Origin of the sequence: Bacteroides faecichinchillae JCM 17102 (genome assembly GCF_000614145.1) — a bacterium.
Classification (GTDB): Bacteria; Bacteroidota; Bacteroidia; order Bacteroidales; family Bacteroidaceae; genus Bacteroides; species Bacteroides faecichinchillae.
This window is the reverse complement of sequence record NZ_BAKK01000050.1, coordinates 1-26871: the sequence shown is the minus strand read 5'-3', so window position 1 is coordinate 26871 and position 26871 is coordinate 1. Positions and strand designations below refer to the sequence as shown.

Here is a 26871-nt window from a genome sequence, read left to right as displayed (position 1 = left end):
GGAGCTGCTACTAACTATAGTGGAGCCGAACTGGCTGCCATCTCTGACCAGAACTTGCTTTCTACCATTGCTGCCATCGACCCTTCATTTAAGATTGTGGATAATCTTGCTATGGGTTCCGACCCGAATACAGTCCCCAATATTCAGGTACGTGGCGTAAATGCACTTCCTACCACTACCAGCCTGAGTGAAGAATATAAGGGCAACTCCAATCTCCCTACCTTTATTCTTGATGGTTTCGAAGTCAGTGTAGAAAAAGTATATGACCTCGACCCGAACCGGGTATCTAATATTTCAATATTGAAAGACGCTTCGGCTACAGCTATTTATGGTTCACGTGCTTCTAACGGGGTCGTTATTATTGATACCAAAGCACCGGCACCCGGAAAACTACGTTTGAACTATTACGGAAGTCTGGATTTTGAAGCTGCCGATCTTTCCGATTATCATTTGCTGAGAGCTTCCGATAAATTGAAATATGAAGATTTGGCACAACTGTATGTAGGTACAGGGGCTGTTTACGTAGATGAGGAATATCGTAGAAATTATAACGAACGGCTGAAACTGGTACAGAAAGGTTATGATACGGACTGGTTGGCACAGCCGTTACGTTCTTTAGGTATCAGCCATCGTCATAGTGTACAGCTGGAAGGTGGTAATGAAAGCTTCCGTTATGGAGTAAATCTTACTTATAACGGAACGTCCGGTGTGATGAAAGGCTCCGACCGTACTCGTATCGGTACAGGAATCAAGTTGCAGTATAACTATCGTAACCTGCGTTTCCGCAATGAGATTACCTATGATAAGGTGACTTCCAATAATTCTCCTTACGGATCGTTCAGTGATTATGCCAACATGAATCCTTATTATTATCCGTATGACGAAAACGGACAATTGAAGAAAATTCTGTTTACCATCTACAGTCCCAGCTCAGGCTCTACAACTGTAGTCAATCCGATGTATAACTCTACCTGAACACTAAAGACCGGACTGCTTATGATGATTTCGTTGATAACTTTAGTGTGGAATGGGATATTCTGAATAACCTGAAGTTGAAAGGTAACTTTTCTCTGGAACGTGTTAATAAATCGACGGATATCTTTAAACCGGCAGACCATACTGATTTTGCTACAGTGGAAGAGAACAAAGGAAGCTATACCAAAGGAAATACAGTGTCCAGCTCTTATGACGGCAGTTTGGTGCTTTCTTATTTCGGACAATTCAAGAAACATGCACTGAGTTTGAACGGAGGTTGGAATATCCAGCAGACTTCGGATGATTACAGTACCTATACAATCAACGGATTTCCCAATCAGCAACTCGATCATCCTGCTATGGGAGCGGGCTTTCTCGAAGGCAGTACTGTAAAAGGAGATGCTACCATGACTCGTCTGATGGGATTCTTCGGAAATGCAAACTATAGTTTTGACGACCGTTATTTTGTAGATGCTTCCATACGTATGGACGGTTCTTCTTTATTTGGCAGCAACCAACGGTGGGGTACTTTCTGGAGTACCGGTATCGGATGGAATCTTCATAAAGAAGCGTTTATGAAAGAAGTTTCTTTTGTCGATCAGTTCCGTTTACGTATGAGTACCGGATATACAGGTAGTCAGAGCTTTTATCCTTATCAGGCATTGATGATGTATCAATATAAGAGCGAGTTGGCTTATCAGGATTATATCGGTACGGTAATCAAAGCGTTTGGGAACTCGAACTTGAAGTGGCAACGTACCAATAAGACAAACTTTGGTATCGACTTCGGTTTCTTCAAAAATCGTCTGAGTGGATACTTCAATTACTTTATCGAGAACTCGAAAGATTTGTTGGTAGATGTCAATATGGCTTCTTACCTTGGTTTTGACTCTTACAAAGAGAATCTGGGAGAAACTCAGAACAAAGGTTTCGACTTTAATGTGAAACTGACTGCTTTCCAGAATAAAGACTGGCGCGTGAATTTGTTTGTAAACGGACAGCATTACAATAACACGTTGAAGAAGATCTCTTCGGGATTGAGTTCTTTCAATGATAAAGCAGATGCGGCCGGTTCAACCAAGCCTTATGTAAGATACATTGAAGGTGCTTCTGTCAATACCATTTGGGTAGTACCATCGGCAGGTATTGATCCTGCAACAGGAAATGAAGTATTTATCTGTAAAGACGGTAGTTACACCGGAACATGGAGCGAAAAAGATTATGTTCCTTATGCTTCGGCCGACCCGAAGTTGAGTGGAACGTTTGGTTTCAATATTTACTACAAAGGGTTTGAACTGAATACGAACTTTTATTACCGCTTCGGAGGATATGCTTATAACCAAACTTTGGTCGATAAGGTGGAAAATGTGAATCCATATAATAATGTAGATGAACGTGCGCTCTATAACCGTTGGCAGACTCCGGGAGTAGCTGCCATATTTAAACGTATCAGCGATCGTACGGCAACGAAACCGACTTCCCGCTTTGTGGAGAAAGATAATTATCTGTCTGCCAATTCTGTAAGTCTTGCTTATACGTTCCGGACAGATTGGATCCGTCACTTTGGAGCACAATATCTGAAAGTGGCTATGACTGCAAATGACTTTATGAGGATGTCTACTATACGTCGTGAGATCGGTACGGCTTATCCTTATGCGCATCATTACTCCTTTACTGCTCAATTAACTTTTTAAAATGAAGAAGAATATGAAGAAGATACTAATATTAGGTTATATAATACCACTTTTGACATTGTCTTCGTGTGAAAGTTGGTTTGATATTTCCCCTAAATCAGAACTGAAAGCTGACGATCTGTTTGAGACTTCGCAAGGATTCAGAGATGCGTTGATCGGTTGCTATGGAACAATGGCTACCAAAGATCTTTATGGTGGACAGCTGACCATGACCTATATGGATGTGCTCGGGCAATATTATTCCACAGCCGGCACTGCCCTCAATAATTTTGAGAATGCGTACACATACAATTATTCTGAAACAAAAGAGGAAACACGCAAAGATAATATTTGGAAGAACGAATATAATATTATTGCCAACCTGAATAGCCTCTTAGATCGTATTGACGATCAAAAGGGAATCTTTGCAACTGGAGAATACGAACTTTTCAAGGGAGAAGCATTGGGATTGAGAGCTTACATTCATTTAGACCTGTTGCGTTTGTTTGCTGCTTCACCTGCCATGGAGAATGGCAGAAACCGGAAAGCGATTGCTTATGTAGACCGTTATACAAATGAACTTTTTGAACGTCTGACTACAGAAGGCGTCTTGAATCGTATTGTAGGCGACTTGGAAGCTGCGCGTACTTTGTTGGCTCCGATTGATCCTTATGGACCCCGACATGCTACATTTGATTTGGAGAGTCTTACAGGAGTATGGAAAGGAAGAGAGTACCGGATGAATTATTATGCAGTAACTGCTTTATTGGCACGTACCTTATTGTATCGAAATGCGGAAGGCGATAAAACTAAAGCCTATAATTACGCAGTGGAAGTAATCAACTCTACTCTGTTTCCACTTGTTTCCGGTGCGGACCTGTCGAGCCAGGATAAGAATGGTTTTATTCAGGAAAATGTTTTTTCACTGGAATATCGTGGATTAAAAGATGAAATGGTAGATAAATATTTCTATGTTAGTAATTCTAATTCCGATTTCCTGTCTATAAACAAATCAACCCTGAATAAGATTTTCCCTACAAGTTTGAGTATGGACTATCGTCAGCAATGGTGGGTAGAAAACTCCGGTTCTTATAACCTGATTGCGAAATATAGTTACTCGGAACGTATCCCTCTATTGAAAGTTTCAGAGATGTTTCTTATTGCAACGGAAACTGCTCCGACATTGGGAGATGCAAACGATTACTTTTATCAGCTTCAATACCATCGCGGACTTCCAGAAACAGAACTGACCGCAGAAAACTTACAAGAAATGTTACTTTCGGAATATGCCAAAGAGTTTCTTGGTGAAGGACAGTTGTTTTATGCTTACAAACGTATGGCAATACAGAAAAAACCTATATTGAAGACAGCATTGTCCGATTATGAGAGTGTATATATACTTCCGCTTCCTACGGAAAATACGTATTTTATAGATTAGCGTGTTATGAAGAAATTTTTATTAATAAACATATGGGCTATGCTGATCGGTTTTAGCCTTTTGGGATGTCAGGAAAATGAGAGAATGCTGTACGAGGAAAAACCTGCTGTCTACTTTAGCACTGTGACAGAAAAAGATAGTATTTTCTATTCTTTTGCATCCGGTTTGACAGATGAAGATGTAGTCTCTATTCCGGTACGGATTATCGGAACCTCTATCGATAAAGATCGCTCAATCTTTGTGGAAGTAGATCCCGCATCGACTGCTAAAGAAGGAGTTCATTATAAAAATCTATCAAAATCAGTCGTTTTGAAAGCTGGTAATATAGAAACTGCTATCAATATAACTGTAATGAATGAAGATTTGAAGAATGGAGATGTGAAACTGATTCTGAACCTGAAGTCAAGTGAGGATTTTGATTTAGGATATACCGGTTCATTAAAAGCGAAACTGGTGATAACGGATCAGTTGGTTAAACCTTCTTATTGGGATATGCCATTGTCATTGTACTACGGAACCTACTCAAAAGCAAAACATCGTTTATGTATTCAATTGCAGGGATTTGATTTTCCGAAAGAGATGGATTATTCAGTAGTAACTAGTTATATGTCTTACGGGCGTATAGTTTATAATTATTTGGTTCAGACTCCTATCTGGGACGAAGATACGCAGTCATGGATTACAGCCGATTGGTCACCACTTTAATAATTTAGAATATGATGAAGAAATTAATAGTATATATAATGCTGTTCGCCTGTTGGGCGTGTGTGGACGACACAACGAATGAGAACTTTGATACACTTAATGATGTTGTCATAGAGGGGATCAAAGATGAATATACCGATGTGTATGTAGACAATTTATTTAGTATTCATCCTACACTAAAAACCACATTGAATACGGAAGCTGATCTGAGATTCTTCTGGATTACTTATGATAAATCTACTCGTTATGAAGCGGATACACTTTCAAAAGAAAAGAATTTGGATGTGGTGATTCGCTTGACTCCGGGGGAACATACGATGAAGTTCAAAGCTGTAAGCACAGTGACGAAAATCTATTATGAGAAAGAGTTTATTGTAAATGTGGTGAATGAATTTACTAATGGATTGATGATTCTTGCAGAAACGGATGAAAAAGCTATACTTGACTTCTGGATTCCCGGTAAAGATGAGATTGTAACAGATGTTTATGGTAAACTAAATGATGGTGATGTACTGGGTACTCATCCGAAACGGGTTTATTTCAACAAATATCGGACAGATGTGACGAGTGAGGTGCTTGTAATGTGTCAAGATGGAAAGGGAGGTAAAATACTTGATAATATCACCTTAACCAAACGTCGGGATTATAAGGATATGTTTTTTGGTGTTGTTCCGGATGAAGTAGTGCCACAGGCTTATTATAAGAGTTCAATGCGTGAATATTTGGTGGATAATGGGCTGGTTTACGACAGGGCTACTAACAGTTTAACTCCGGATGTAACGGTAAAACCTAATTTAGTGGTTCAAGGTGGTACTTATGAGATTGCAGACAATGCTAATTTTATAGATGATGAAGATATGGTTGGCCGTATGGTACTTTATGATAATCAAAATACTTGTTTCTATTCTATAATTAATATAGCAACTGCTTTTCTGACGAAAGTAACTAAAACAAGTGGTTTTACATATGTCAATGGTGGTTTCTTTAATCCGGATCAGGTAGGAATGAGATGTTTGTATGCAGGTATTACTTCGCGTAGTGCGTCCGGAGATAAAGAATATCTGGGAGTGTTTGAGACTCCGGAAGGAGAGAGGCATTTATTGAAGATGGGAATTGGCTTTTATACAGATGCTACACCTTCCTCTTATTTTAAAGATTTAGGTAATGAGGTGCTTACTTGTGAGAACATCGCTACAGCTAACTCATTCACTACTTCCGCTCTTTTCTCCGGTTATTTATTTTATGTAGCTGGCAGTAAAGTTTATGTATATAATTCGGCAAGCTCCACTGGTGGGGTAATTTATGACTTGCAAGATGATGCGGAAGAAGGTGCCCAATATGTAATTGATCATATTGAAGCAGAACGTGGTGGAAATCGTTTATGGGTAGCTTTCCGTAACAATAGCTTGTCGGAAAAGAAAGCCGGTTTCTGTGGCTTGACTGTTAATACGGATGGTGGGCTTAGTTTGAAGCGTACAGTATTCCATCCTAATTTTGCTGATCGTATAATGGATTTTGAAAGTAAATATTGATTATGAAGAATAGATTAATAGGACTGTTGTTATGTTTGTCGGCATTTGTCTTGGTAGCAAATGCCCAGCAAATTTCGTTTGTGAAGAATTGCTCTTGGGAAGACCTGAAAGCACGTGCTCAAAAAGAGGATAAACCGATTTTTGTAGATGTATATACCTCTTGGTGTGCTCCGTGTAAGAAGATGGCAGCTACAGTCTTTAAAGATCCTGAAGTAGTGGCTTATATGGATAAAAATTATATTTCTATTCAGTTGGATGCGGAAAAAGAAAAAAATCATGGCTTTTTCACTAAGTTCCGTCCGGGAGCTTATCCATCTTTTTATTGGTTGGATAAGAACGGTCAGTTGCTGAGTACTAAAACAGGAGTTATGCCTTCAGAATTATTCTTGAAATCCTGTCAGGATGCCAAGAACGGTTCATTGGGCAAACAAATAGACGAGTATAATCAAAAGTGGAAGTCGGGTAATAGGGAAGTTGACTTTGTCGAAAAATATTTGTTTGAGGTATTACCGCAGGTGTTTCCAGATTCGGTGCGTCCGTTCTTCAACCAGTATTTAACCGGATTGTCTCCTGAAAAACTGAAAAGTCCGAGAATCGGTAAACTTTTGTGCCGTTTCACTCGTACCATTGAGAATGATAAAGTATGGTCTACTTTGTTAGAGTATAATGATGTTTATTCATCTGAACTTGATAAATCTCTTGATTTTGACAGGTATATGTATATGAATCTGATACGGATACCGATGTCGGTACGGACAGAAGAGGCGAAGTACCGTTCGTACATGGATTTAATTGAGAGTAAAAACTTTCCTAATAAAGAATTGTATATGAGCTTGATTCAAATGGAGTCTCAGATATTTGACGGTAACTATAAAGAGGCTCTCGCTCAGGCGACCGCTATTGGAGCAGCAAATGAAAAGACACGTCCTTATCTGTATCGGGAAATGATATATACTTTTATTATTGGCAAGTTTTTTGTTGAAACCTATACTCCTTCCAATGAAGAAAAGCAAGCTGTCATAACCTTGGCGGAAAAGGCATTTGAACTTACCCCTTCAAAGAGTACAGTTTCTTATCTGGCCGCTGCCTATGCGAGAAGTGGTGATTATAAAAAGGCTTATGAGACATTGGCTATATTGCCTTTCCATGGAGAGCCGACTTTGAGTAATGCTGTCTATGGTTTGTTGAATTTGCCTCGAAGAAGATAGTTTGAAAGATTGATTGTAGATTTGAGTAAGGCAGTTTCATCCAGCCCCCCCTTCCCCCATGTACTGTTTTACCCAATCTGTGTAAGCCAACTCATTCGTAAAGAATGGTTGGCTTACTTTTTGGGTGGGATCAGTTGTTTGACTGAATAGGTTTTAGATGTTTTATCTTTCCATCATTGAATTTGGAATTTAATTATTCTTCAATAATCATGCGGAAACCAACGTTAAACACTCTCTGATATGGGTAATAACCTTTACGTGAGTAGGAGGTGGAGAACTTCGGACGTTCGATATACGAACCTCCACGTACGGTCTTATATTCGGAAGATGATTTCGTTGTTTCTTTATAAGGATAAGGTAAATAGTCGGAGCGTGTCCACTCTGCAACATTTCCATGCATACAATACAGACCGAATGGATTTGCTTCGTAAACCTTTCCGCCAACTTGAACCAGATTCCCGTCATCGACACTTTCTTCTTTTGGTAGGAAAGTGTAATACTGGTACCAGAAATCAGATTTAGACATAGGTTGCGGGTCTATACCCGAAACGGCTAACAACAATGTTGTCTTATCAGCCATATTGTCCTTTTTGCCAAAATCTGTATGCAAGTCACCATACCAGAAATCCTGGTCGCTACCGGCACGACAGGCCCATTCCCATTGTGCTTCGGTAGGAAGAGTGATTTTCAGACCGGTTTTCTCACTCAATTTTTGGCAGTATTCCATTGCATCATTATAGCTGATACGGATTACAGGTTGTTCCGGTTTATTGGCCGGATAACCTTGAACGACATGGTCTTTCCACTGTTGGTCCACAAAACGGCTGTCATGTTCCGGGAAAATAACCCGGTATTGTTCGTTCGTTGTTTCCAGTTCTGCCATCCAAAATGCTTTCTTTATTTTTACTTTACTGGTAGGACGGGCGTCCGGTTCACCGTTGTTATTTCCCATAACAAATTCACCTGCAGGAATACGGACGAAAGTAATTTCCACTCCCGGAGCTATCTCAACGACTTTACGTGTTTCTTTCTCATCAGTCAGCATGGCTTTCACCTTGTCTCTATCAAATGGCCATCCTTGGATTTTGATCTCTTTTTCTTTCCGATTCACTTCCTTTTCAGGCATTACAGGAGTTATCGTACCTTGTTTCTTTAAATATTCGGCATATTCGGTGATTTCTTTCTTCCAGTCTACGCCGGAACCGCCTGCATATTTATTATTCAGTTCTATACGACGTTCCACTTGGTCAAATCCTTTGTATGGAAAATACTTCAATACGTTTGCGTTGAAATATCCCTTGTCCGGCGCGTTATAGTCAATCCAGTTATAGAGTGTCTTCCATTCTTTGTCTGTCAGTTTTACGTTGTAATGCCCCTTCTTCAAGAGTCGAACTAATTCGCTTGTATTGGGATGATACTCATAAGGTTGCAAAACTACCATATCTCCTTCACCTCCTTGACGGTGCACGTATGGATGTAGATTTAAATAAGAAGTACCGTATCCCTTTTGGTCTTTTTTCCCGCCACGTAAATCAAACGCTTTCCCTTCTCCGGTGTGGCAGGCAATACATGCTCTGTCCAAGATGGGTTGTACTTCCAGATCGAAAGTAAAGGATCGTTGTCCACCTTCCGGTAAAGTAAGGGAAGACGGGGCTTTCTGTGAAGCGATGACTCGTTTGGGAATAGGAATCTGATTTTGATTTTCATGGCAACCTACGCAAGATACAATCTCACCCGGTTGTCCGGTTACCCAGCTACGCATCCACTGAATAGCTACTCCTTCTTTATCCAATGGCTGAATGGAAATAGGAGTATTGGCCGGAACTTTGAAAATAACTGAACCGTCTTCTTCTACCGGAACTGTACCTAACAAGCGTTTGATATCCCATCCGGATTGTATGCCTTGCCAGTTATGATCTGATTCTGTATTGACATACGCATATTCATAAGCATGCAGGCGGAGAGATTTTACCGTTCCCCGGGGAATGCCTCTTAATCCTTCTCCTTCATAAATATCTTGAATAAAGAAGGTAGCTTCTTTATCTTCCAGTTTTACCCGGTCAGGATGGCAGGTGGAGTAATTGTTTTACGTACCAGAATCGGACTGATATAACCTTCTCCTTCTGCCTGCATCAGGCAAGTTACATTATCATAGATATCTACCAGGTAGATTCCCCATAATGAATTAGGAGTTAGTTTGGCTGCAACCAGAAAATATTTATCGCTTAAAGGAGTCGGTTTAATGAATTGTGGCCAGACATCATTTACCAGTTCGTCTTTTATAAGTTCTTGGATCGGACGATTCCGGTGAGGTATTTCCTGGATCATGCCGGATACTCCTTTGCGCCCTTTGGTGGGGTCGAATAATATCAGACGTCCGGAGCGGGCTATGCATGATGACCGGATATGATTCCGATAAATGCAGAACCATATCCCGGCAAAGGTTGCATGTCAAAGGTACTGTTCGGGAACATGGAACCGCTACCGTAGAGTGCTTTGTTTTCTGTTCCATCCGGATTCATGTGCATCACAATACGGGAATAATAATGTGTAAGGTCTGTGTATTCCCAGCGTGTGTACATGATGCGTCCGTTGTTCATGATAGTCGGATTCCAATTAGCGTCTTGGTCGAATGTCAGGCGGCGCATACTTTTATCTTTCGGGTTATAAAGTACCATGTTTCCTACTGCGTCGGAACCATTCACGCATGGTACTCCTTGATATCCGATATTGGAGACAGCTACAATACGGCCATCAGGCAAATAAGTTCCGTCATAGAATTCCAGATCCGGTTCTTCATTTTCCAAGAGAGGTTTACAACCGGTTCCGTCTAGTTTCGCTTCAAATATATTCCATCGTTTATCGCTTTGTAATTGAGAAAACATTACTCTGTCTCCTTCCCAATGAAGCTTTAGGTCGGAAATGGAAGAGCCGTTGGATGGTTTATAAATACAACGTGTCTTGATGTCTCCGCGTAAATCGGAAAGCTCAACAATCTCTGCATCGAAACCTCCCCGGCGGGCTGATTCTTGATTACTCCAGTTGTTGGCTTGTGTTCCTAAATCAGGAGCCATTGCCTGACGAGCCGTCATTCCCAATTTAAAACGGGCGGCAACTATTTTATTGGTATCTAATAACGTATTTCCCAACAAGATTTTATGTCTGTATTTCAATGCTTTACGAGCATCGGCTATCGCTTGCTCCTCTCCACTATAAATACCTTGAAAGCCTTTCTTTTCAAGTCGGAATAATTCTTTCAACAAGGGTTCGTACTTATTGATGTCATATCCTGTTTGCTTTTTCATGTCGTCGAAAGCAGCTTGAACCGCGCCCACATTGAGCCATGCCAGTTCCTCTTGAATCAGGTATATTTCTTGAGCTTTATCCAATAGTTCCAAGTATTTGTGTATCTGTACATTGATATCTTTCTCATTAGCTATTTGCTTAGCTACATCGGTGTAATAGACTTTATTCTTTAATTTTTCAATTACATTCTCTACCGCTTTTCGTTCAATCGATGCATCTGGACTGATGATCCATTTCTCCATGTTTTCTACAGCCATGGATAACATTGCCATTTCATGAGGATATTGGTTCACCAATTCTTTAATAACAAGATTGGGTGCAATATTCATTGCTGAAAAATAGGCGCTTCCATTTACGGATGCATCATCAATCCCGACTTCTGCTTCGAATCGGACATATTGTCCCTGAAGCGGATAGATCAATATTCCATCTGCATGACATAGGACGCCATGTTCATATTTCTTGCCGGCAATAATAATGTCGTTATCGTATATATTTTTATTTAGCTTAGGATTTCCCCAACCAGTAACGCTGTATTCATATGAAATACTATCCAGCCAGACAGACGTACCATTGGGCTTTATCAGACGTGCATTTGCCCAGACAGCATGGTCGTAACTTGACCCGTCCGGTCCGCCGGAGGTAACAAGCACCAGTTTATCCACTCCTTTTAAATCTACCGTAAAAGGTTCGGCTTTACTCCGGTGCTTCATCCAAGTAGAAGTGATAGGCATCCCACGCTTTTTAAGCATTGTTTGTATCTCTGTTTTCGTCCTTACGGAAGCTTCGATCCATGTTTCAGCCTTCTTCTGTGAGGGATTGGCGTAACCTACGAAAGAGATAAGCAAAAGAAGTGATAATAAATAAAATCTATTCATGTGGCAAATGATAAAGTATTATGTCTTGTTATAAAGCAGCTATCGGGTTGGTGAAACGCAAGCCATCATTATCATGGTAACATGCCCATTCGCTGACAACCGCACCTTCGGGGCCCGCCATCATAAAATGATAGGTTCCTAATGCTTTTAAGCGAAGTACGTCACCCACTTTTTGGATCACATAGTTTTTGCTTTTGATAGGACCATGACTAGCTGCAATGGTTGGAACTTTGGGTGTTTCATCTCCTATTTCTGAGAAGTTATAAACCCATCCTTTTTCTACCATCCATGATTCATGTTTGGCTGGAAAATTAGTTGCTACGTGTGCATGTTCAGGAATCATCTGGTCGGGCAATAGATAAATGGCATGGGCGAAGTATTTATATTCAGGATCGTTTACCCAGAAAATACCACCCATCCCTACGTGTTCAAAATCTCCCAAGCTAAAGTCTGTTACCCATATGTCTTTAGCCATTAGTTCTGTAAATGGTACTCCATAATAAGCAAACATGTCTTTCATGGCTTCTATGGCAACATCCTGCTGAAATTCGCCGTTTTTATAGTAGTCGGCGTTTGTGTACTTTTTTAGATACTTCATATTCTTTAGTGTTTAAAAATTTAGTGGTTGTTTTACTGATTAATATCGTTTATAGTGAGTTCACATATTCGGTCAATGCTTCTATGTCTTTTTCGGATATCTTCTTGGAAATGCCATGCTTATGTACTTCGAAGACTTCTTTCATTGTTGCTGCACGCCCGTCAAAAAGATAAGGAGCCGTACGCCATACTTCACGTAGGGTAGGAGTATCCCAACCTTTTTCGAACTCAATGTCGTCACCGATTCGATGCATTTTCATGTCTGTATAATAACTGCCGCTATGGCATTCCCCACATTGTAACCGATCAAATACTTCCTTTCCTGTTTTGGCTTTCTCAGATAGCTTTCCATTAATCAGGTAAGGACTGGAAACAGGACGAAGTGACTTTAAATAAGCATCCACACAGACTGCATCTTCCTCTGAAATATCATAAAACTGGATAAAGTTAAAGCCGGCTCTTACAGCACGTTCTGCATGTTCGCGAATGCCGGAAATCATGTTGGGGGGAGTTACGTGACTGAATAATAGACTTTTGCAGTTCTTTGGATTACCTATTCCATCGTTCATCAAGTCCCAGTTCATTCCGTCGGTGCGTGCATTTCCCGGGTGACAACCATTGCAACTCTGCCAATTTTGGAAACAATGTGACGCATCATTGAAATAACGTTCACCTTTATTTTCTAAACTCTCTTCACGTCCGGGATTCATTTCTACGGTCATTAACTGATGAGTATTGATATCCACGATATTTAAAATATCAGCAAAGTAGGTGGGAATGATCAATTTGGTATCTGTCAGAATCATGCTACGTGGTCCGTTTCCCTGTAAAGGTATGCGTTTCCGTATGCCATAAAGGAATGTCAAATCGTAATCTAATGCAGACTTGTCGGGATAATTTAAAAACTTGTCCAGCATTGTTTTATGGTTGATGACGCTCACCTCATGCGTTCCTGAGTGGGAGATAAAGATTGATTGGTCATTGCATGCGATACTCCAGATACCTGCTGCTCCGCGTTCCGGTTCGTCCACAACTACAGCTCCCAGAAATTCTTGCTTATCAACGTCGATAACACTAAAGGCACTTGTATTCATCCATCCTTGTTGTAGCTGGGAAGTTGGTACTGTAAAACGTCCGAGATTATGGGAGACATAGATATATTTTCCATCCGGAGTAATGCAAATTCCACGCAAAGCGTTGCTACCGTTCGCTAACTGGATATCTTTTACTTTAGTAAATCGGTCTGCTTTTATCACAGTAATACATGCTGCTACATAATTGACGTCAGCTCGTTGTGCAGGTAGGAAGTTTGTGACATACAGATATTTACCATCTTTACTTAATACAGCTGACTTAGGTTCCCGTAATACATTTACTGTCGCTATTACTTCTTTTTTCTCTATATCGACTTTAGATACTGTATTTTGAAATTGATTACATACATAAATGTACTTTTTATCCGAACTCAACAAAGGATAACAAGCTCCCGAACCAGTTATAATTGACTTCTCAACTTTACCTGATTCTGAAGATAGTATCTGTAAACGTCCTATGGTTTCAAAAGTTGTTACGTATATTTTGTTACCGTCCGATAAGATTCCTGTTGGCGTATCATTCAACTGAAAAGAATGTATGAGCGTTTTTCCATCAGGAGAAAAGATATCTACCTTTTTAGTTCCTTTTTCTGCAATCAACAATTCACCTTTTTCATTTACGGCAATGCTTGTTGGAAATAGGGGGGAAGTTCCGGCCGAAAGAAAAGCGATATTGGAAAAAATAAGGCAAATCAGCCATATGTATCTTAATGTACCTTTATACTTATTTTTCATAATAATATCTTGTGTTAACGTTTACTGTATCCTAACTCTTCCGATATCTCCAATGCAATTTTCTTGATACAAGCCGCTGAAGAACGAATCACTTCTTTTGATAAACGGTCTTTAGGGCCGGAAATCCAGATTGCCCCACAAGGATAGCCTATATAATTAAATATGGGAGAACCGATGCAGATTACTCCGGTGAGCTCTTCTTCATTGTCTATGGCATATCCATGTTTGCGTACTATTTCTAATTCTTTTAAATACTCCTCAGGTGAGGTGATGGTCCGGTCATTATAACGTGTAAATTCCATATATGATAAATATCGGTCTCGAACATTATTGGGAAGATAAGCCATGATTGCTTTTCCCGGAGCGGAGCAATGCAATTCAAAAGGTTTTCCCGGTGAGAGGACGAAACGAAAAGTGTGGTTTCCTTGTGCCTGTTCAATGAAGATTCCATTCTTTTCTCCCAATACTCCAAAGCAAGATGTTTCTTGTACTTCATCTCTTAAATCACGTAAACGTGGTAGAACAGTTTCTAGTAATTTGTGCTCATTCAACGACCGAAAACCCAGTGTCAGTAATTTCCTGGATAACTTATAGCGCTTTGTGTCATCATGATAAATCAGATAATCTAACCGGACCAATGTACTCAAAATACGATAAGCTGTGGTTTGAGAAATATCAAGAACGGATTTAATCTCTTGAAGGGTTTCTCCCCGAGGACAAAGGGACAGATATTCAAGTATGGCAATCCCTTTTTCTAAGTTTGGAACCTTATAATTCTCTTTTGGTTTTTTCATATTTGGAATTGTATTTTTCATATTTGAAATATTGTTTCAGATTTGAATCAAATATAAAGGCGAGTAGATAAAAACAAGAGAGAGAGATGCAAAAAGATATTAAATATGTCGTAGAGCATAAAATGAAGCTATATCAGAATGCCGGTTATTAGTTGTACTTCATTTATCTTTCAGTTATTCCATTTATCTTATTTGATCATTTATCATATATGATTTTAAGTTTGGGTTTATGAAAGAGAATGCTTTTTATTCGTGATGATAAGGTCCCCCATTTAGGATGGTCATTGCCCGATAAACCTGCTCTACAAAGATTAGTCGGATCATCTGATGCGAAAAGGTCATCTTCGACATTGAAATCTTTTCATGCGCTGCTTGATATACCTTTTCAGAGAAACCATAAGGTCCTCCGATGATAAATACCAGTCGTTTGTTTACTGTATTCATCTTTCGTTTCATGTAATCGGCAAACTCAATGGAACGCATCTCTTTGCCATGTTCGTCAAGTAGTACAATGACGTCTCCCGGTTGCAAAGCTTTAAGAATCAGTTCACCTTCTTTCTCTTTTTGTTGATCCATGGAAAGATTCTTTGTATTTTTTAGTTCAGGAATCACTTCCATGTCGAACGAAAGGAAATATTTCGTTCGTTGAATATAGTCATCTATAGCAGTAATAAAATGTTTTTCTACGGTTCGTCCCACGACGAGCAGAGTTGTTTTCATGCGTCTGTTATTAGGATTACAGCACAAAAATAGGCATTTTTTATGTTATTCTGCAATTTATGCTTACCTTTGCCTATCATTAGGTGAAAGTTTAATGCTTAAACTTCAACCAAAAAGCTTGGATTTATGAAGAAACGAGTGCTTTTAGGAATGACCGCTTTGCTTCTTTCAATCTCATTGCTTATGGCACAGGAGGTACCGGAAGGCGTGATAACGGCATTTAAGAGAGGTAGTTCGAAAGAGCTCAGTAAGTATATGGGAGACAAGGTAAACCTGGTGTTCCAAGGTCGTTCGACAAACCTTGCCAAGCAGAAAGCTGCAGCTATGATGCAGGATTTCTTTACTGAAAATAAAGTCAATGGCTTTACTGTAAATCATCAGGGAAAACGGGATGAATCGAGTTTTATAGTTGGTACATTAGCTACGTCTAAGGGGAAATTTCGTGTGAACTGCTTCCTGAAGAAAATGAAAGATCAATATTTAATTCATCAAATAAGGATTGAAAAAATCAATGAATAAGGAAAAAGAACTGATCGACAAACTGATCGATCTTGCTTTTGCAGAAGATATTGGCGATGGTGATCATACCACGCTTTCGTGTATTCCCGATACTGCTATGGGGAAATCTAAACTTTTGATTAAAGAAGCGGGTGTATTGGCCGGAATTGAAGTTGCCAAAGAAATTTTCAACCGCTTTGACCCTACAATGAAGGTTGAAGTATTTATCAATGACGGAACTGAAGTAAAGCCGGGTGATGTAGCAATGGTAGTGGAAGGTAAAGTGCAGTCACTGCTTCAAACGGAACGCCTGATGTTGAATGTTATGCAACGTATGAGCGGAATTGCCACAATGACTCGTAAATATGCCAAGCAGTTGGAGGTACTCATACAAGAGTGCTGGATACTCGTAAAACAACTCCGGGAATGCGTATTCTTGAAAAGATGGCAGTGAAGATTGGTGGTGGGGTGAATCACCGTATCGGTTTATTTGATATGATTTTGCTGAAGGATAACCATGTGGATTTTGCAGGTGGTATTGATAAAGCGATTACTCGTGCAAAAGATTATTGTAAGGCAAAGGGTAAAGATTTGAAAATAGAAATTGAAGTTCGTAACTTTGATGAACTGCAACAAGTACTCGATTTGGGTGGCGTGGACCGTATCATGTTTGATAACTTCACTCCTGAAATGACGAAAAAAGCAGTAGAAATGGTAGCAGGTAAATATGAAACCGAATCTTCCGGTGGTATTACTTTCAATACACTTCGTGATTATGCCGAATGTGGTGTAGACTTTATATCCGTAGGTGCTTTAACTCATTCTGTGAAAGGACTTGATATGAGTTTTAAAGCATGCTAAACGTTATTAGAGTGATTATTAGCATGTAGCTAAAATATAAAAGGATAGTTGAAGCCTTTCTCTATCTCTTTCTCCTTGGGAGAGGGGCGGAGAAAGGCTTCTTTTTTATTCTTTAACACTTATCATTGCAACATTTTTCTAATACCTGCGTCTAAAGGATAAACGACGCAGACATACGTTCGATTAAAAGACATTGACTTTGGAAAACGAGATAGAACTGATAAAGGGGTGTCGGGCAGGAAAGGATTCAGCCCGTAAGGAACTTTACACCCTCTATTCCAAACAGATGTTAGCGATATGTTATCGTTATACGGGCGATATGGATGCGGCGCATGATGTACTGCATGATGGTTTTATCAAGATTTTTACCAACTTCTCTTTTCGGGGAGAATCTTCACTCAGTACGTGGATTACCCGAGTGATGGTGACACAATCACTCGATTATCTTAGACGTGAGAAAAGAGTCAGTCAGTTGGTAATATATGAAGATCAGCTTCCCGATATTCCGGATATTTCGGTCTCGGGAGGAGGAGAGGGGATCTCCGAAGAACAATTGATGGCTTTTGTTGCCGAATTGCCGGATGGTTGCCGAACCGTATTCAACCTTTATGTGTTTGAAGAGAAATCTCATAAAGAAATAGCTAAGATGCTTCACATAAAAGAGCATTCGTCTACTTCTCAGTTACATCGGGCCAAATATTTGTTAGCAAAAAGAATTAAAGAATATAGGAAGTATGAAGAAAGAAAAAGATGAAATAACCGACCTGTTCCGTACACGTCTTGCCGATACCGGGATGACTGTTCGAGAGGGATTTTGGGAAGAGCTTTCGCAGGATATTCCTGTGGCTTGCCAACATCGTCGTCGGTTGTTGCTTTTCCGTGTGGCAGCTGCAGCATCCGTATTGTTGGTGTTGGCTGCATCATCGGCTACGTTCTGGTATCTTTCCCCAAAAGATGAGATTGAAGAAGCGTTTACCCAATTGGCTGTGACACAAGGAGGAGCTTTGGATGGAGATGGAATACGTATCAATCAGTTGCCTCAGCCTGTGCAACCGGTATTGGCAAAGCCTGCACCGAAAACGTATGGAATGCTCTCTCAATATGCCGATGGAGAAGATTCTGTTTCTATTACTGTATCAATGTCAATAACTCTTTCTTCGACAACTTCGGTGGGAAGTGATAATCGGATGCGAAGACGCAAGGATTATTGGCAAGCAACTAATGAACAGTCGGAGTTGGTAGCAGTGGCAGAACAAAAAAATGCAGTTGTCAATCATCCGGTCCATGTGAAAGTAGAGAAAAAACATAATTGGGCAATGAAAGCTCAGATAGGAACTGCCCTACCGGCAGAAGACGGAGCATATAAAATGCCTGTATCGGCAGGAGTAACAATGGAACGAAAATTGAATAGATTTGTAGGAATAGAAACTGGATTACTCTATTCGAACCTTCGTTCTAATGAACAAACTTTAAATTATCTGGGTATTCCGATAAAACTTAATATAAAATTGGCTGATACGAAGAAGGTTGATGTTTATGCATCTGTGGGTGGAATTGCAGATAAATGCATAGCCGGAGCGCCTAATAATAGCTTTAAAGAAGAACCTATCCAACTGGCTGTGACTGCTGGTATAGGAATTAACTATAAGATCAATGATCAATTTGCACTTTTTGCCGAACCAGGTGTTTCACATCATTTCAAGACTGACTCGAAACTGGCTACGGTACGTACGAAAAGACCAACTAATTTTAATTTGCTTTGCGGGCTTCGCATGACGTATTAACTCTTATGAGAATGAAAAAAACACTTATTGTGCTGTGGATGGCTGTATGCCTGATGGTATCCTTGGTGGGATGCAGCAGCGAAGAAATGGATTACAATAATCCTGATGTTACCCTTTTTGTCAAGCAACTGAAGGCTGGTACGTATAAAATGGAAAATGAAAAAGGAGTGATAGAAGTACCTCACTTCACCGAAGAAGATATTCCTGAACTGTTGAAGTATGCGGAAGATTTAACCATTATTCCTTCTTTTCCGTCAGTCTATAATATGAATAATGGAAAGATCCGTTTGGGTGAGTGTATGCTTTGGGTGATAGAATATATTAGACAAGGAACACCACCGTCATTAGGATGTAAAATGGTATTGGCGAATGCTGAGAATTATGAGGCTATTTATTTCTTGACGGATGAAGAAGTGCTCGATGCCGCTGCTTGTTACAGGCGTTGGTGGGAAGGACGGAAATATCCGAGAACAGCTTGGACAATTGATCCATGCTATGATGAGCCACTTTGTGGAACGGGTTATCGGTGGTGGTAATAACAAAATAAAGTTTTCCGGATAGAAAAATGAGCAAAAATGTCAGCACGTTTGTTTATATCGATAGTTTTGATACTGCTGACAGGGAAGTGTTATGCTCAATGGACTGCAGAAGATTCTTTGCGATTAAAGAAATCGTTGGAGAATGGTGAAGAATTGTATCTGAACAAAGAGGTTGTCAAGAGAATTAAGTTTGATAACAGTGCGGAGAATCCTCGTATGTCCAATGAGAAATCGTGGATGCGTTTTGATAAATCACTTCCAAGAGTTATTGCTCCTTCTACGGTGGTGGAATCAGATTCATCGTATGACAGCCGACGGTTGTCCAATAGGACGCTTCCTTTTATGATGTTGGAGACCTATAAATCAACTTATGTTCCCTTACCTTTGGATACATTGGTAGTATCGATGGGCATCCATTTACCTCCGCCCGATGGTATATCGTTAGGTAATGGAGTCAGGGTGGATGGAGGGTTGTTTTTCGGTTTAGATTTGCTGCAAGTTTTCACTAAAGATTTCTGGCAGTTCCGAAAGAAGCGGATGCGTACTCGTACTATAGACGTACTGAAGGATTATAGTAAACAAAAGTGAGAAGAAGAATGGAGAGACTGATGAAACGTTTTGTTACAGCTATGGCACTGTCTTTAACGACTTTAATAATGTATGCACAAGAATGGACTTCGAAAGATTCTTTGCATGTGAAAAAGTTGTTTGATGGTGAGCAGGAGCTGATTTTAAATCCTGATGTGGTAAAGTCGATAGATTTCGGCAATGCGGCAGGAACTCCTCGGGTGTCTGAGGAGAAAAGCTGGATGCATTTCGATGAGTCTCTTCCCCAGGTTTTACCTAAACCGAAAGTTGTTCTTACATTGACACCTTATACTGCTACTACTCCTTATGATTGGGATCCGGTTTATCAGAAAAAAATAAGAGTTACTAAGAATACTTGGCGTGGAGATCCTTTTTATGAACTTCGTCAACTGTTATATACCAAGAGTTCTAATATCTCTCTTGGTGAAGGTGGTGTATATATCAGTGGGGGAGCCATTGGAGGACTTGATTTAATGGCTATGTTTACGCGAGATTTTTGGAGTAAGAAGAGATTGGAGACTCGTGACAGGACCCTGGAAGTTTTGCGCAGATATGGAGATTCGACTAATGTGATGATTAATGTTCCTATTGAACAGATTACTCGCTGAAAATGTTATTATTATAGAATATAGTAATCTATTAATCTATTAATTGCTGTATTAATTCACTACTTTTCCCGTTGGGACATCGCAATTAGCACATAAAAAAGATATATAATTATGAACAGAATTACTTCTCTCTTTGGAATTCAATATCCTATTATTCAGGCAGGAATGGTTTGGTGTAGCGGTTGGCGGCTTGCCTCCGCTGTAAGTAATGCTGGAGGTTTGGGACTAATCGGTGCAGGATCAATGCATCCGGAAACTCTTCGTGAACATATTCAGAAGTGTCGTGGAGCAACAATTTACCCTTTCGGTGTGAATATTCCTTTGATGTATCCTCAGATAGAGGATATCATGAACATTGTTGTGGAAGAAGAAGTAAAGATTGTTTTTACTTCCGCCGGAAATCCTAAGACATGGACCGGATGGTTGAAAGAACGAGGGGTTACAGTTGTTCATGTTGTTTCATCTTCTCGTTTTGCTGTGAAATGTGAGGAAGCGGGAGTCGATGCTGTGGTTGCAGAAGGATTCGAAGCCGGTGGGCATAACGGGAGAGAAGAAACAACAACATTTTGTTTGATTCCTGCTGTACGTAATGCAACGACATTGCCTTTAATTGCTGCTGGAGGTATTGGTACAGGTGAAGGTATGCTTGCTGCTATGGTGTTGGGAGCTGAAGGAGTGCAAATAGGAACTCGTTTCGCATTAGTGGATGAGAGTTCGGCAAGTCAGGTTTTCAAAGAATATTGCTTGAGCCTTGGAGAAGGGGATACTAAATTACTATTAAAGAAATTGGCTCCTACGCGTTTGGTAAAGAATCATTTTCGCGATACGGTAGAGAAAGCAGAGGATGAAGGTGCTTCAGCCGAGGAACTGCGTGTTTTGTTGGGAAAAGGTCGTGCTAAAAAAGGTATCTTTGAAGGAGACTTGGAGGAAGGTGAATTGGAAATGGGACAAGTTTCTGCATTAATCTCACGTCAGCAGAATGTTGAAGAGGTAATGCGGGAACTGGTGGAGGCTTTTCAAAGAGCAGTGGGAAAAGGTTATAATTTATAAGATTATAGGTTCTTGAGGATTAATATTAGTCCTATAAATATTGTCTGTTTGGAAGGAAGATTACTTGTTTTTCTCTGAAATAAAACTTATTTTTATTGTGATAGAATTATAACTGCAAGCTTCGGTTATATAACTGCAACTTTTGATTATACAATCAAAGACTCCGGTTATATAACCGAAGCTTGCGGTTATAGTTTGCTTTTAATAAAAAACATCTTTTCATTTAAAGGAAAACAAGATTTCTCCTTATGCTAAGATGTTTTAGTATAGACATACGTTCGGCAACTTCACTCATAGGAATAACTAATGGCAATAAGTGTTTTTCTTTCTCTACGGTTTCATAGGCAAGACAAACAGACTTGTTGTTAATCCATAGCCAATGTCAGTTCTTTATCTGATGCAAAATGAAAATAGGTGAATAATAACTGTCCCTTCAGAAGGTGTTATACCTACCCGATTCTCGTTGTTTTTGATTTCTTTGGGAACTCCTATGATCATAATGTTATGTATTGAAAATTTATAGATGTTCGAATATACGAATAATCCCCTTACGTTGTTATTCAGAAGGGGATGTTTTTAGAACAGGGATTGAGTCCGTCTGTTTATTTTGTATTCGATTTTTAGGAGCTAAATACCTCCGTCAAGTATCCATATTCTCTGATCATTGTCTTGACGCAGAGTGAGATAGTGCATTTGTGATGTTCCATCAGGTTGAGTCAATTGATAAAATTACGTATACACCTGCATAGTTGTCTTTCTTTTTGGGTGTACTGAACTTTGAAACCTTGCAACTATTAATCTTCGTATATGATTTACATTCGGAGAATTCCAATTGTATGTAAATGGAATACAGTTGGTTAATACCGGATATGAATGGAAGAGTGACTTGAAAGTGAATATTCCGGATTCGATTGCAGATACCATAAAAGACGGGCAGGAAGTGATCGTTGCCCATTGTGAGAACCGGATGGGAGGTGCATTGGTAGATTTCGGTTTATATGCCGAATCGAAGGAAGCCAGGCAAAAATCGATAGATGTACAGGCTACGCAGACACACTATACATTTGAATGTGGAGACGTGGAACTGAAACTTAGTTTTACTGCTTCTTATTTACTCGATGATTTAGAAACTTTCGCCCGTCCCGTTAATTACATTTCTTATCAGGCTAAGGCATTGGATGATAAAGAACACGATGTTGCTATCTATTTTGAAATAGACCCACACAAAGCATTTGATGTCGGATAATCTACGCAGATGTATGAGAAAGATGGATTGGCATTGATGAAGACTGGAAAAGAGAATCAGAAATTATGGGTAAATAAAGAGAGGGAAGATTGTGCATGGGGATATTTCTATTTGGGAACGAAGGATGATGTTATTTACGCGCAGGGAGACGCTGCTGAAATGCGTGCCTACTTTATGAGAGAAGGTGATCTGAAACAAATGAGAAGGTCAAATGAAAAGCGTTATGCTGCATTTGCGCAGAAGTTGGATCTGAATAGCGATTTTCCTCAACATCTGACTGCTGCATTTGATGGTTTGTATACGATGGCTTATTTGGGTGAAGATTTGCGTCCTTATTGGAATAAGAATGGAGAAAAGACAATAGAAAATCTATATAAGGAAGCGGAAAAAGAGTATAAAGAGGTGATGGCTAAATGTTATGAATTTGATCGCCAATTAATGGCAGATGCTTATCTTGTCGGAGGAAAAGAATATGCAGAGCTTTGTGCTTTGGCTTATCGACAGTCGTTTTCTGCTTTTCAGATGTCGGAATCATCAGATGGAGAATTGCTTTATTTTACTCCGCAGGTAGGACCGATTGATGAATATTATCCGGCTTCTCCGCTTTATCTTCGTTATAATCCAAAGTTGGTGGAAGCGATGTTGAATCCTTTCTTTTTATTATAGTGAAAGTGGGAAATGGGGGAAACCTTACCCTGTGCATGATCTCGGTGGTTATCCGATTGTGAACGGGCAAACGGTAGGCGGTGATATGCCTATAGAAGAGGCAGGAAATGCTTTGATAATGACTGCTGCCATTGCTAAAATGGAGAAGAACGCTTCGTATGCGGAAAAGCATTGGGAGACGCTAACGCATTGGGCAGAGTATTATATGGATGCTGCCTGTGAGATGATTAAAGAATGGGAGGAGTCTGCTTATGCCGGAGACCATTATCGTTTAGCTTTCGACCAACCGGATAGTTGGGGAATGAAATATAATTTGATATGGGATAGATTGCTTGACTTGAACCTTTTCCCGAAGAGAATAATCCAGAAAGAAATGGATTTCTACCTGACTAAGATGAATGAGCTTGGTTGTCCGTTGGATAGCAGACATAGTTATACGAAAACTGATTGGATGGTATGGACAGTCTCATTGAGTACAGATAGTACGACGTTCAGAAAGTTTATTCTACCACTTCATAAGTTTATGAACGAGACAAAAGATCGTGTGCCAATGGCGGATTTGATAAATACAGATCAATCAAAGGTGGTAGACTTTCGCGGTCGTTCGGTGGTAGGAGGGTATTTTATTAGGTTATTAGAACAGAATTAAATAAATATCTGATGGAAATATTTGCTCGGAAATAGAAGTATTAGTTCAAATGTATGTCAAAAATGGGCTTGGAATGTTACAATAGGGTTCTAATAATAAATTGTTTGTTTGCTAATTTGTTTATGATCAGATGTGTATGGGGACTTATTCTGTAACGTCCTCTTGTCTGGCTATCAAAATTGCCCTATCTTTGCAATAACAAAATAATAAGATGAAATCATTAAGTGAAATAAATAGCTCGAATGTCTTTTTAATTCATTTAACTAATAAGTTAAACGGAAGACTCGTACATATAATAAAAGCTATATTATATTTTTCTTTTATTTCATTTATTCTATCAGGATGTAATAGAGGTGATTCGCAATTGAAAGAGGCATTGATATTAGCCAAAAGCAACCAATCGGAATTAGAGAAAGTATTAGAATTCTATCAAGGTGACTCTCTGAAATTAGAAGCAGCAAAATTTTTAATAAAAAATATGCCTGGACACTATTCTTATCAGGGAAATGCAATTGAAAAATATTATGATTCTGTAGATTCTATATTAACTATAAACTATCCGATGGATACTCTAAAAGTTATAATAGAAGAGCTTTCCAATAAATTTAAAATGCAACTTGACACCATTCAAGATATAGAAATCATAAAATCGGATTTTTTAATTAAAAACATAGAAAGGGCGTTTGCCGAATGGAAATCTGTAAAATGGGCTGCACATATCTCATTCAATGATTTTTGTGAATATATTCTGCCTTATAAATCTTCAGAACTACAATCTTTAGACAATTGGAGAGATTATTTAAAAACATTCTATCCCTATAAACTGGAAGAACTAACCTGTTGTGATGCATTCAAACGTTCTGCTCTTTGGGCTACATGTAAAATAAATCATGAATTGAGATTTTATGTGAAACCTACAGTCTGGGCTTCACAAATTATCCCTATATTACGACCTTCTACTCAGATGCGTTTTCCGTTCGGTCTTTGTGAGGATTACTCACAACTGGAAACTGCTATTCTACGCAGTAACACTATTCCTGCAATGATCGATTTTACTCCTCAATGGCCGTTTCGTAGTCTAGGACATTCATGGAATGCCATTTTAGCTAATAATGGTAAGTGCATAGCTTTTGGAGGAATTGACAGTGACCCCGGTGAACCACATAAATTGGATGAAAAAATGGCTAAGGTATATAGGAAAACGTATGCTATCAATCATGTGGTAAAGCGCTTAATACAAACAGAACAAAGTGTGCCATCAACTTTTAGTACCCCTTTTATAAAAGACGTCACTACTGAATACATGATAACCAGTGATATTCAAGTGAATGTTGGAAAACAGAAAAGCAACTATGCATATTTAGCAGTGTTCGATAACCGATCATGGCAGCCTGTCTCTTTCGGAGAAATTAACAAAGGGGTAGCGTCTTTTAAAAGTATGGGACGTGATATTGTTTATCTGCCGGTATGCTATCAAAAAACACAGATAAGACCAGTAGCTCCCCCTTTTATTCTGACATCAACAGGAGAAATTAGATCTTTAATTCCTGACACTAATCATCTGATAACTGTAACTTTATATAGAAAATATCCGGTGTTCAAGCATGTACATGAAATAGCCGATCGAATCATGGGAGGAAAATTGCAAGCTTCAGATAACGAAAAATTCGAGAATCCTGTAACCATTTACGAAGTAGACAACTGGATTACTCGTGGAGAAGAAATAAAGGTACCTGATTCGTTGGGAAATTATAGATATTGGAGATATTATAAACCGAACGGAGGACACTGTAACATTGCAGAAGTAGTATTCGTTGGTGGTGAATCTCACCAGATAATCAAAGGGCGTATTATAGGAACAGAAGGCTCATTTGGTAATAGGCCTGAATATACAAGAGAAGCGGCATTCGATAATAATGCATTAACATACTTTGATGCCCCATTCAATGACAACGGATGGGTAGGTATGGATTTTGGCAAACCCATAAAAATGGAAAAAATCATGTATATACCTCGAGGGGATGGAAATACAATCGAAATATCAGATATGTATGAACTTTTCTATTGGAATCGTCATTGTTGGGTGTCATTAGGTAGGCTAAGAGCTACTTCTGTTAAATTAGAATATGAAAATGTACCGACTAATGCTTTGTTACTTTTGAAAAATTTAACAAAGGGAGAAGAAGAAAGAATATTCACTTACGAAAATGAAGAACAAGTATGGTGGTAATTTTAAAAAGTATATTCTAAAATATACAACATTGTGCTGGTAGTTTTTTGCAAACTTTTAAGGATGTTAGATTGGTAAATTTTGTATATCTTCGTAGCATATTGAATGGGCATTTTAAGGTTTGGTAGGAGCAACTATGGGAAGAATATGTTTCATTTGCAGCTTTTTGCGAATACCTTCTCCTTTATCGTATTGGGGATAAGACTTTGAACAGCTGGTGGGAATACATTTATCGGAAGTATAATCCTTTGTTTGATTCTTTGCGCGTATCCGGTGTACTTGTAGTTTACTTTTGTCATGCGTTGAGAATTTTTTGTGTAGATGTTAAACTTAAAAATGAATATTATGTAAGTGTGTATATGTTTTAGGAGAAATGTAGTATGGTTGCCATTTAAGATATTATAAGATAATATACCTATAAAAACAAAAAAGATGCAACCTAGTTTCTTTCTAGATTACAATATAAAGACTATGTATTGTAAATTCTAAAATTAATT

19 protein-coding genes and 5 pseudogenes are annotated in these 26871 nt (G+C 39.2%); 18 read left to right on the top strand and 6 right to left on the bottom strand.

Annotation, left to right across the window (positions count from 1 at the left end; genetic code table 11):
* The 6 genes from JCM17102_RS29215 to JCM17102_RS18005 all read left to right on the top strand — a co-directional run.
* On the top strand, positions 1 to 975 hold a 975-nt coding region (locus JCM17102_RS29215), incomplete at its 5' end, for a TonB-dependent receptor plug domain-containing protein (RefSeq protein WP_148302077.1).
* Complete coding sequence (locus tag JCM17102_RS29210; protein WP_275564428.1) at positions 972 to 2669, top strand: TonB-dependent receptor domain-containing protein; 1698 nt, start codon at positions 972 to 974, stop codon at positions 2667 to 2669. The genes JCM17102_RS29215 and JCM17102_RS29210, both read left to right, overlap by 4 nt.
* A 13-nt stretch (positions 2670 to 2682) precedes the next feature.
* The gene (locus tag JCM17102_RS18020; protein WP_159106359.1) at positions 2683 to 4086 is read left to right on the top strand and encodes a RagB/SusD family nutrient uptake outer membrane protein; all 1404 of its coding nucleotides are present in this window, start codon (positions 2683 to 2685) and stop codon (positions 4084 to 4086) included.
* Positions 4087 to 4092: 6 nt separating this feature from the next.
* On the top strand, positions 4093 to 4791 hold the full coding sequence (locus JCM17102_RS18015) for a DUF4843 domain-containing protein (RefSeq protein ID WP_025076162.1): 699 nt from the start codon (positions 4093 to 4095) through the stop codon (positions 4789 to 4791).
* 11 nt (positions 4792 to 4802) lie between these two features.
* Positions 4803 to 6323: a PKD-like family lipoprotein gene (locus tag JCM17102_RS18010; RefSeq protein ID WP_025076161.1), complete on the top strand. Its 1521-nt coding sequence runs from the start codon at positions 4803 to 4805 to the stop codon at positions 6321 to 6323.
* 2 nt (positions 6324 to 6325) lie between these two features.
* Positions 6326 to 7531: a thioredoxin family protein gene (locus JCM17102_RS18005; RefSeq protein WP_033887064.1), complete on the top strand. Its 1206-nt coding sequence runs from the start codon at positions 6326 to 6328 to the stop codon at positions 7529 to 7531.
* A 193-nt stretch (positions 7532 to 7724) separates the two neighbouring features.
* Here the strand turns inward: JCM17102_RS18005 and JCM17102_RS28350 are convergent.
* From JCM17102_RS28350 to rlmH, 5 genes and pseudogenes are all read right to left on the bottom strand, one after another.
* Positions 7725 to 11715 (bottom strand): annotated as a pseudogene (locus JCM17102_RS28350) (SUMF1/EgtB/PvdO family nonheme iron enzyme).
* Between the two features lie 28 nt (positions 11716 to 11743).
* A pseudogene (locus JCM17102_RS17995) lies at positions 11744 to 12319 on the bottom strand (cupin domain-containing protein); the annotation flags it as partial.
* A 43-nt stretch (positions 12320 to 12362) separates the two neighbouring features.
* The gene (locus tag JCM17102_RS17990) at positions 12363 to 14141 is read right to left on the bottom strand and encodes a YncE family protein (protein ID WP_025076158.1); all 1779 of its coding nucleotides are present in this window, start codon (positions 14139 to 14141) and stop codon (positions 12363 to 12365) included.
* Between the two features lie 14 nt (positions 14142 to 14155).
* Positions 14156 to 14956 (bottom strand): IclR family transcriptional regulator, encoded by an 801-nt coding sequence (locus JCM17102_RS17985; RefSeq protein ID WP_025076157.1) that lies wholly within the window; start codon positions 14954 to 14956, stop codon positions 14156 to 14158.
* Between the two features lie 225 nt (positions 14957 to 15181).
* The gene (gene rlmH / locus JCM17102_RS17980) at positions 15182 to 15655 is read right to left on the bottom strand and encodes a 23S rRNA (pseudouridine(1915)-N(3))-methyltransferase RlmH (protein WP_051572991.1); all 474 of its coding nucleotides are present in this window, start codon (positions 15653 to 15655) and stop codon (positions 15182 to 15184) included.
* A gap of 126 nt (positions 15656 to 15781) precedes the next feature.
* Between rlmH and JCM17102_RS17975 the strand changes: the two genes are divergently transcribed.
* The 8 genes and pseudogenes from JCM17102_RS17975 to JCM17102_RS17940 all read left to right on the top strand — a co-directional run bounded on the left by JCM17102_RS17975 (position 15782) and on the right by JCM17102_RS17940 (position 21583).
* Complete coding sequence (locus tag JCM17102_RS17975; protein WP_025076155.1) at positions 15782 to 16174, top strand: DUF4783 domain-containing protein; 393 nt, start codon at positions 15782 to 15784, stop codon at positions 16172 to 16174.
* Positions 16167 to 17014, top strand: a pseudogene (gene nadC / locus JCM17102_RS28345) (carboxylating nicotinate-nucleotide diphosphorylase). The gene JCM17102_RS17975 and the pseudogene nadC overlap by 8 nt, the downstream one beginning before the upstream one ends.
* Positions 17015 to 17213: 199 nt before the next feature.
* Positions 17214 to 17768, top strand: coding sequence for an RNA polymerase sigma factor (locus JCM17102_RS17965; protein WP_025076154.1), 555 nt, complete (start codon positions 17214 to 17216; stop codon positions 17766 to 17768).
* Entirely contained in the window at positions 17749 to 18798 is a 1050-nt protein-coding gene (locus JCM17102_RS17960) for a porin family protein (protein ID WP_025076153.1), read from the top strand. The genes JCM17102_RS17965 and JCM17102_RS17960 overlap by 20 nt, the downstream gene beginning before the upstream one ends.
* An 11-nt stretch (positions 18799 to 18809) precedes the next feature.
* Positions 18810 to 19334: a DUF4943 family protein gene (locus JCM17102_RS17955; protein WP_033887062.1), complete on the top strand. Its 525-nt coding sequence runs from the start codon at positions 18810 to 18812 to the stop codon at positions 19332 to 19334.
* 39 nt (positions 19335 to 19373) lie between these two features.
* A complete protein-coding gene (locus JCM17102_RS17950; RefSeq protein WP_025076151.1) occupies positions 19374 to 19925 on the top strand; it encodes a DUF4858 domain-containing protein in 552 nt (183 codons plus the stop codon).
* A gap of 20 nt (positions 19926 to 19945) precedes the next feature.
* Positions 19946 to 20533, top strand: a complete 588-nt coding sequence (locus tag JCM17102_RS17945) for a DUF4858 domain-containing protein (protein ID WP_073350409.1) — start codon at positions 19946 to 19948, stop codon at positions 20531 to 20533.
* Between the two features lie 111 nt (positions 20534 to 20644).
* A complete protein-coding gene (locus tag JCM17102_RS17940) occupies positions 20645 to 21583 on the top strand; it encodes an NAD(P)H-dependent flavin oxidoreductase (protein WP_025076149.1) in 939 nt (312 codons plus the stop codon).
* A 265-nt stretch (positions 21584 to 21848) separates the two neighbouring features.
* Here the strand turns inward: JCM17102_RS17940 and JCM17102_RS29970 are convergent.
* Positions 21849 to 22081: pseudogene (locus JCM17102_RS29970) on the bottom strand (alanine dehydrogenase); the annotation flags it as partial.
* A gap of 469 nt (positions 22082 to 22550) precedes the next feature.
* On the opposite strand from JCM17102_RS29970, the pseudogene JCM17102_RS31950 reads away from it, so the two are divergent.
* The 4 genes and pseudogenes from JCM17102_RS31950 to JCM17102_RS17920 form a co-directional block, all read left to right on the top strand.
* Positions 22551 to 23216, top strand: a pseudogene (locus tag JCM17102_RS31950) (DUF5127 domain-containing protein); the annotation flags it as partial.
* Positions 23217 to 23234: 18 nt separating this feature from the next.
* The gene (locus tag JCM17102_RS31945) at positions 23235 to 23495 is read left to right on the top strand and encodes a glutaminase domain-containing protein (RefSeq protein ID WP_306302489.1); all 261 of its coding nucleotides are present in this window, start codon (positions 23235 to 23237) and stop codon (positions 23493 to 23495) included.
* Between the two features lie 31 nt (positions 23496 to 23526).
* On the top strand, positions 23527 to 24144 hold the full coding sequence (locus JCM17102_RS31940; RefSeq protein WP_025076146.1) for a glutaminase domain-containing protein: 618 nt from the start codon (positions 23527 to 23529) through the stop codon (positions 24142 to 24144).
* 478 nt (positions 24145 to 24622) lie between these two features.
* Positions 24623 to 26374, top strand: a complete 1752-nt coding sequence (locus JCM17102_RS17920) for a discoidin domain-containing protein (RefSeq protein ID WP_245798642.1) — start codon at positions 24623 to 24625, stop codon at positions 26372 to 26374.
* Positions 26375 to 26871 lie beyond the last annotated feature (497 nt).

Bases quoted from the DNA above. Each gene is read 5' to 3' on its own strand.
- JCM17102_RS18010 (WP_025076161.1), top strand. From the start codon at position 4,803: ATGATGAAGAAATTAATAGTATATATAATGCTGTTCGCCTGTTGGGCG.
- JCM17102_RS17985 (WP_025076157.1), bottom strand. From the start codon at position 14,956: ATGAAAAATACAATTCCAAATATGAAAAAACCAAAAGAGAATTATAAG.
- rlmH (WP_051572991.1), bottom strand. From the start codon at position 15,655: ATGAAAACAACTCTGCTCGTCGTGGGACGAACCGTAGAAAAACATTTT.
- JCM17102_RS31945 (WP_306302489.1), top strand. From the start codon at position 23,235: ATGGCTAAATGTTATGAATTTGATCGCCAATTAATGGCAGATGCTTAT.
- JCM17102_RS17960 (WP_025076153.1), top strand. From the start codon at position 17,749: ATGAAGAAAGAAAAAGATGAAATAACCGACCTGTTCCGTACACGTCTT.
- JCM17102_RS17920 (WP_245798642.1), top strand. From the start codon at position 24,623: ATGCCTGGACACTATTCTTATCAGGGAAATGCAATTGAAAAATATTAT.
- JCM17102_RS18005 (WP_033887064.1), top strand. From the start codon at position 6,326: ATGAAGAATAGATTAATAGGACTGTTGTTATGTTTGTCGGCATTTGTC.
- JCM17102_RS17975 (WP_025076155.1), top strand. From the start codon at position 15,782: ATGAAGAAACGAGTGCTTTTAGGAATGACCGCTTTGCTTCTTTCAATC.
- JCM17102_RS18015 (WP_025076162.1), top strand. From the start codon at position 4,093: ATGAAGAAATTTTTATTAATAAACATATGGGCTATGCTGATCGGTTTT.
- JCM17102_RS17940 (WP_025076149.1), top strand. From the start codon at position 20,645: ATGAACAGAATTACTTCTCTCTTTGGAATTCAATATCCTATTATTCAG.
- JCM17102_RS17955 (WP_033887062.1), top strand. From the start codon at position 18,810: ATGAAAAAAACACTTATTGTGCTGTGGATGGCTGTATGCCTGATGGTA.
- JCM17102_RS17950 (WP_025076151.1), top strand. From the start codon at position 19,374: ATGTCAGCACGTTTGTTTATATCGATAGTTTTGATACTGCTGACAGGG.
- JCM17102_RS17990 (WP_025076158.1), bottom strand. From the start codon at position 14,141: ATGAAAAATAAGTATAAAGGTACATTAAGATACATATGGCTGATTTGC.
- JCM17102_RS18020 (WP_159106359.1), top strand. From the start codon at position 2,683: ATGAAGAAGATACTAATATTAGGTTATATAATACCACTTTTGACATTG.
- JCM17102_RS17945 (WP_073350409.1), top strand. From the start codon at position 19,946: ATGAAACGTTTTGTTACAGCTATGGCACTGTCTTTAACGACTTTAATA.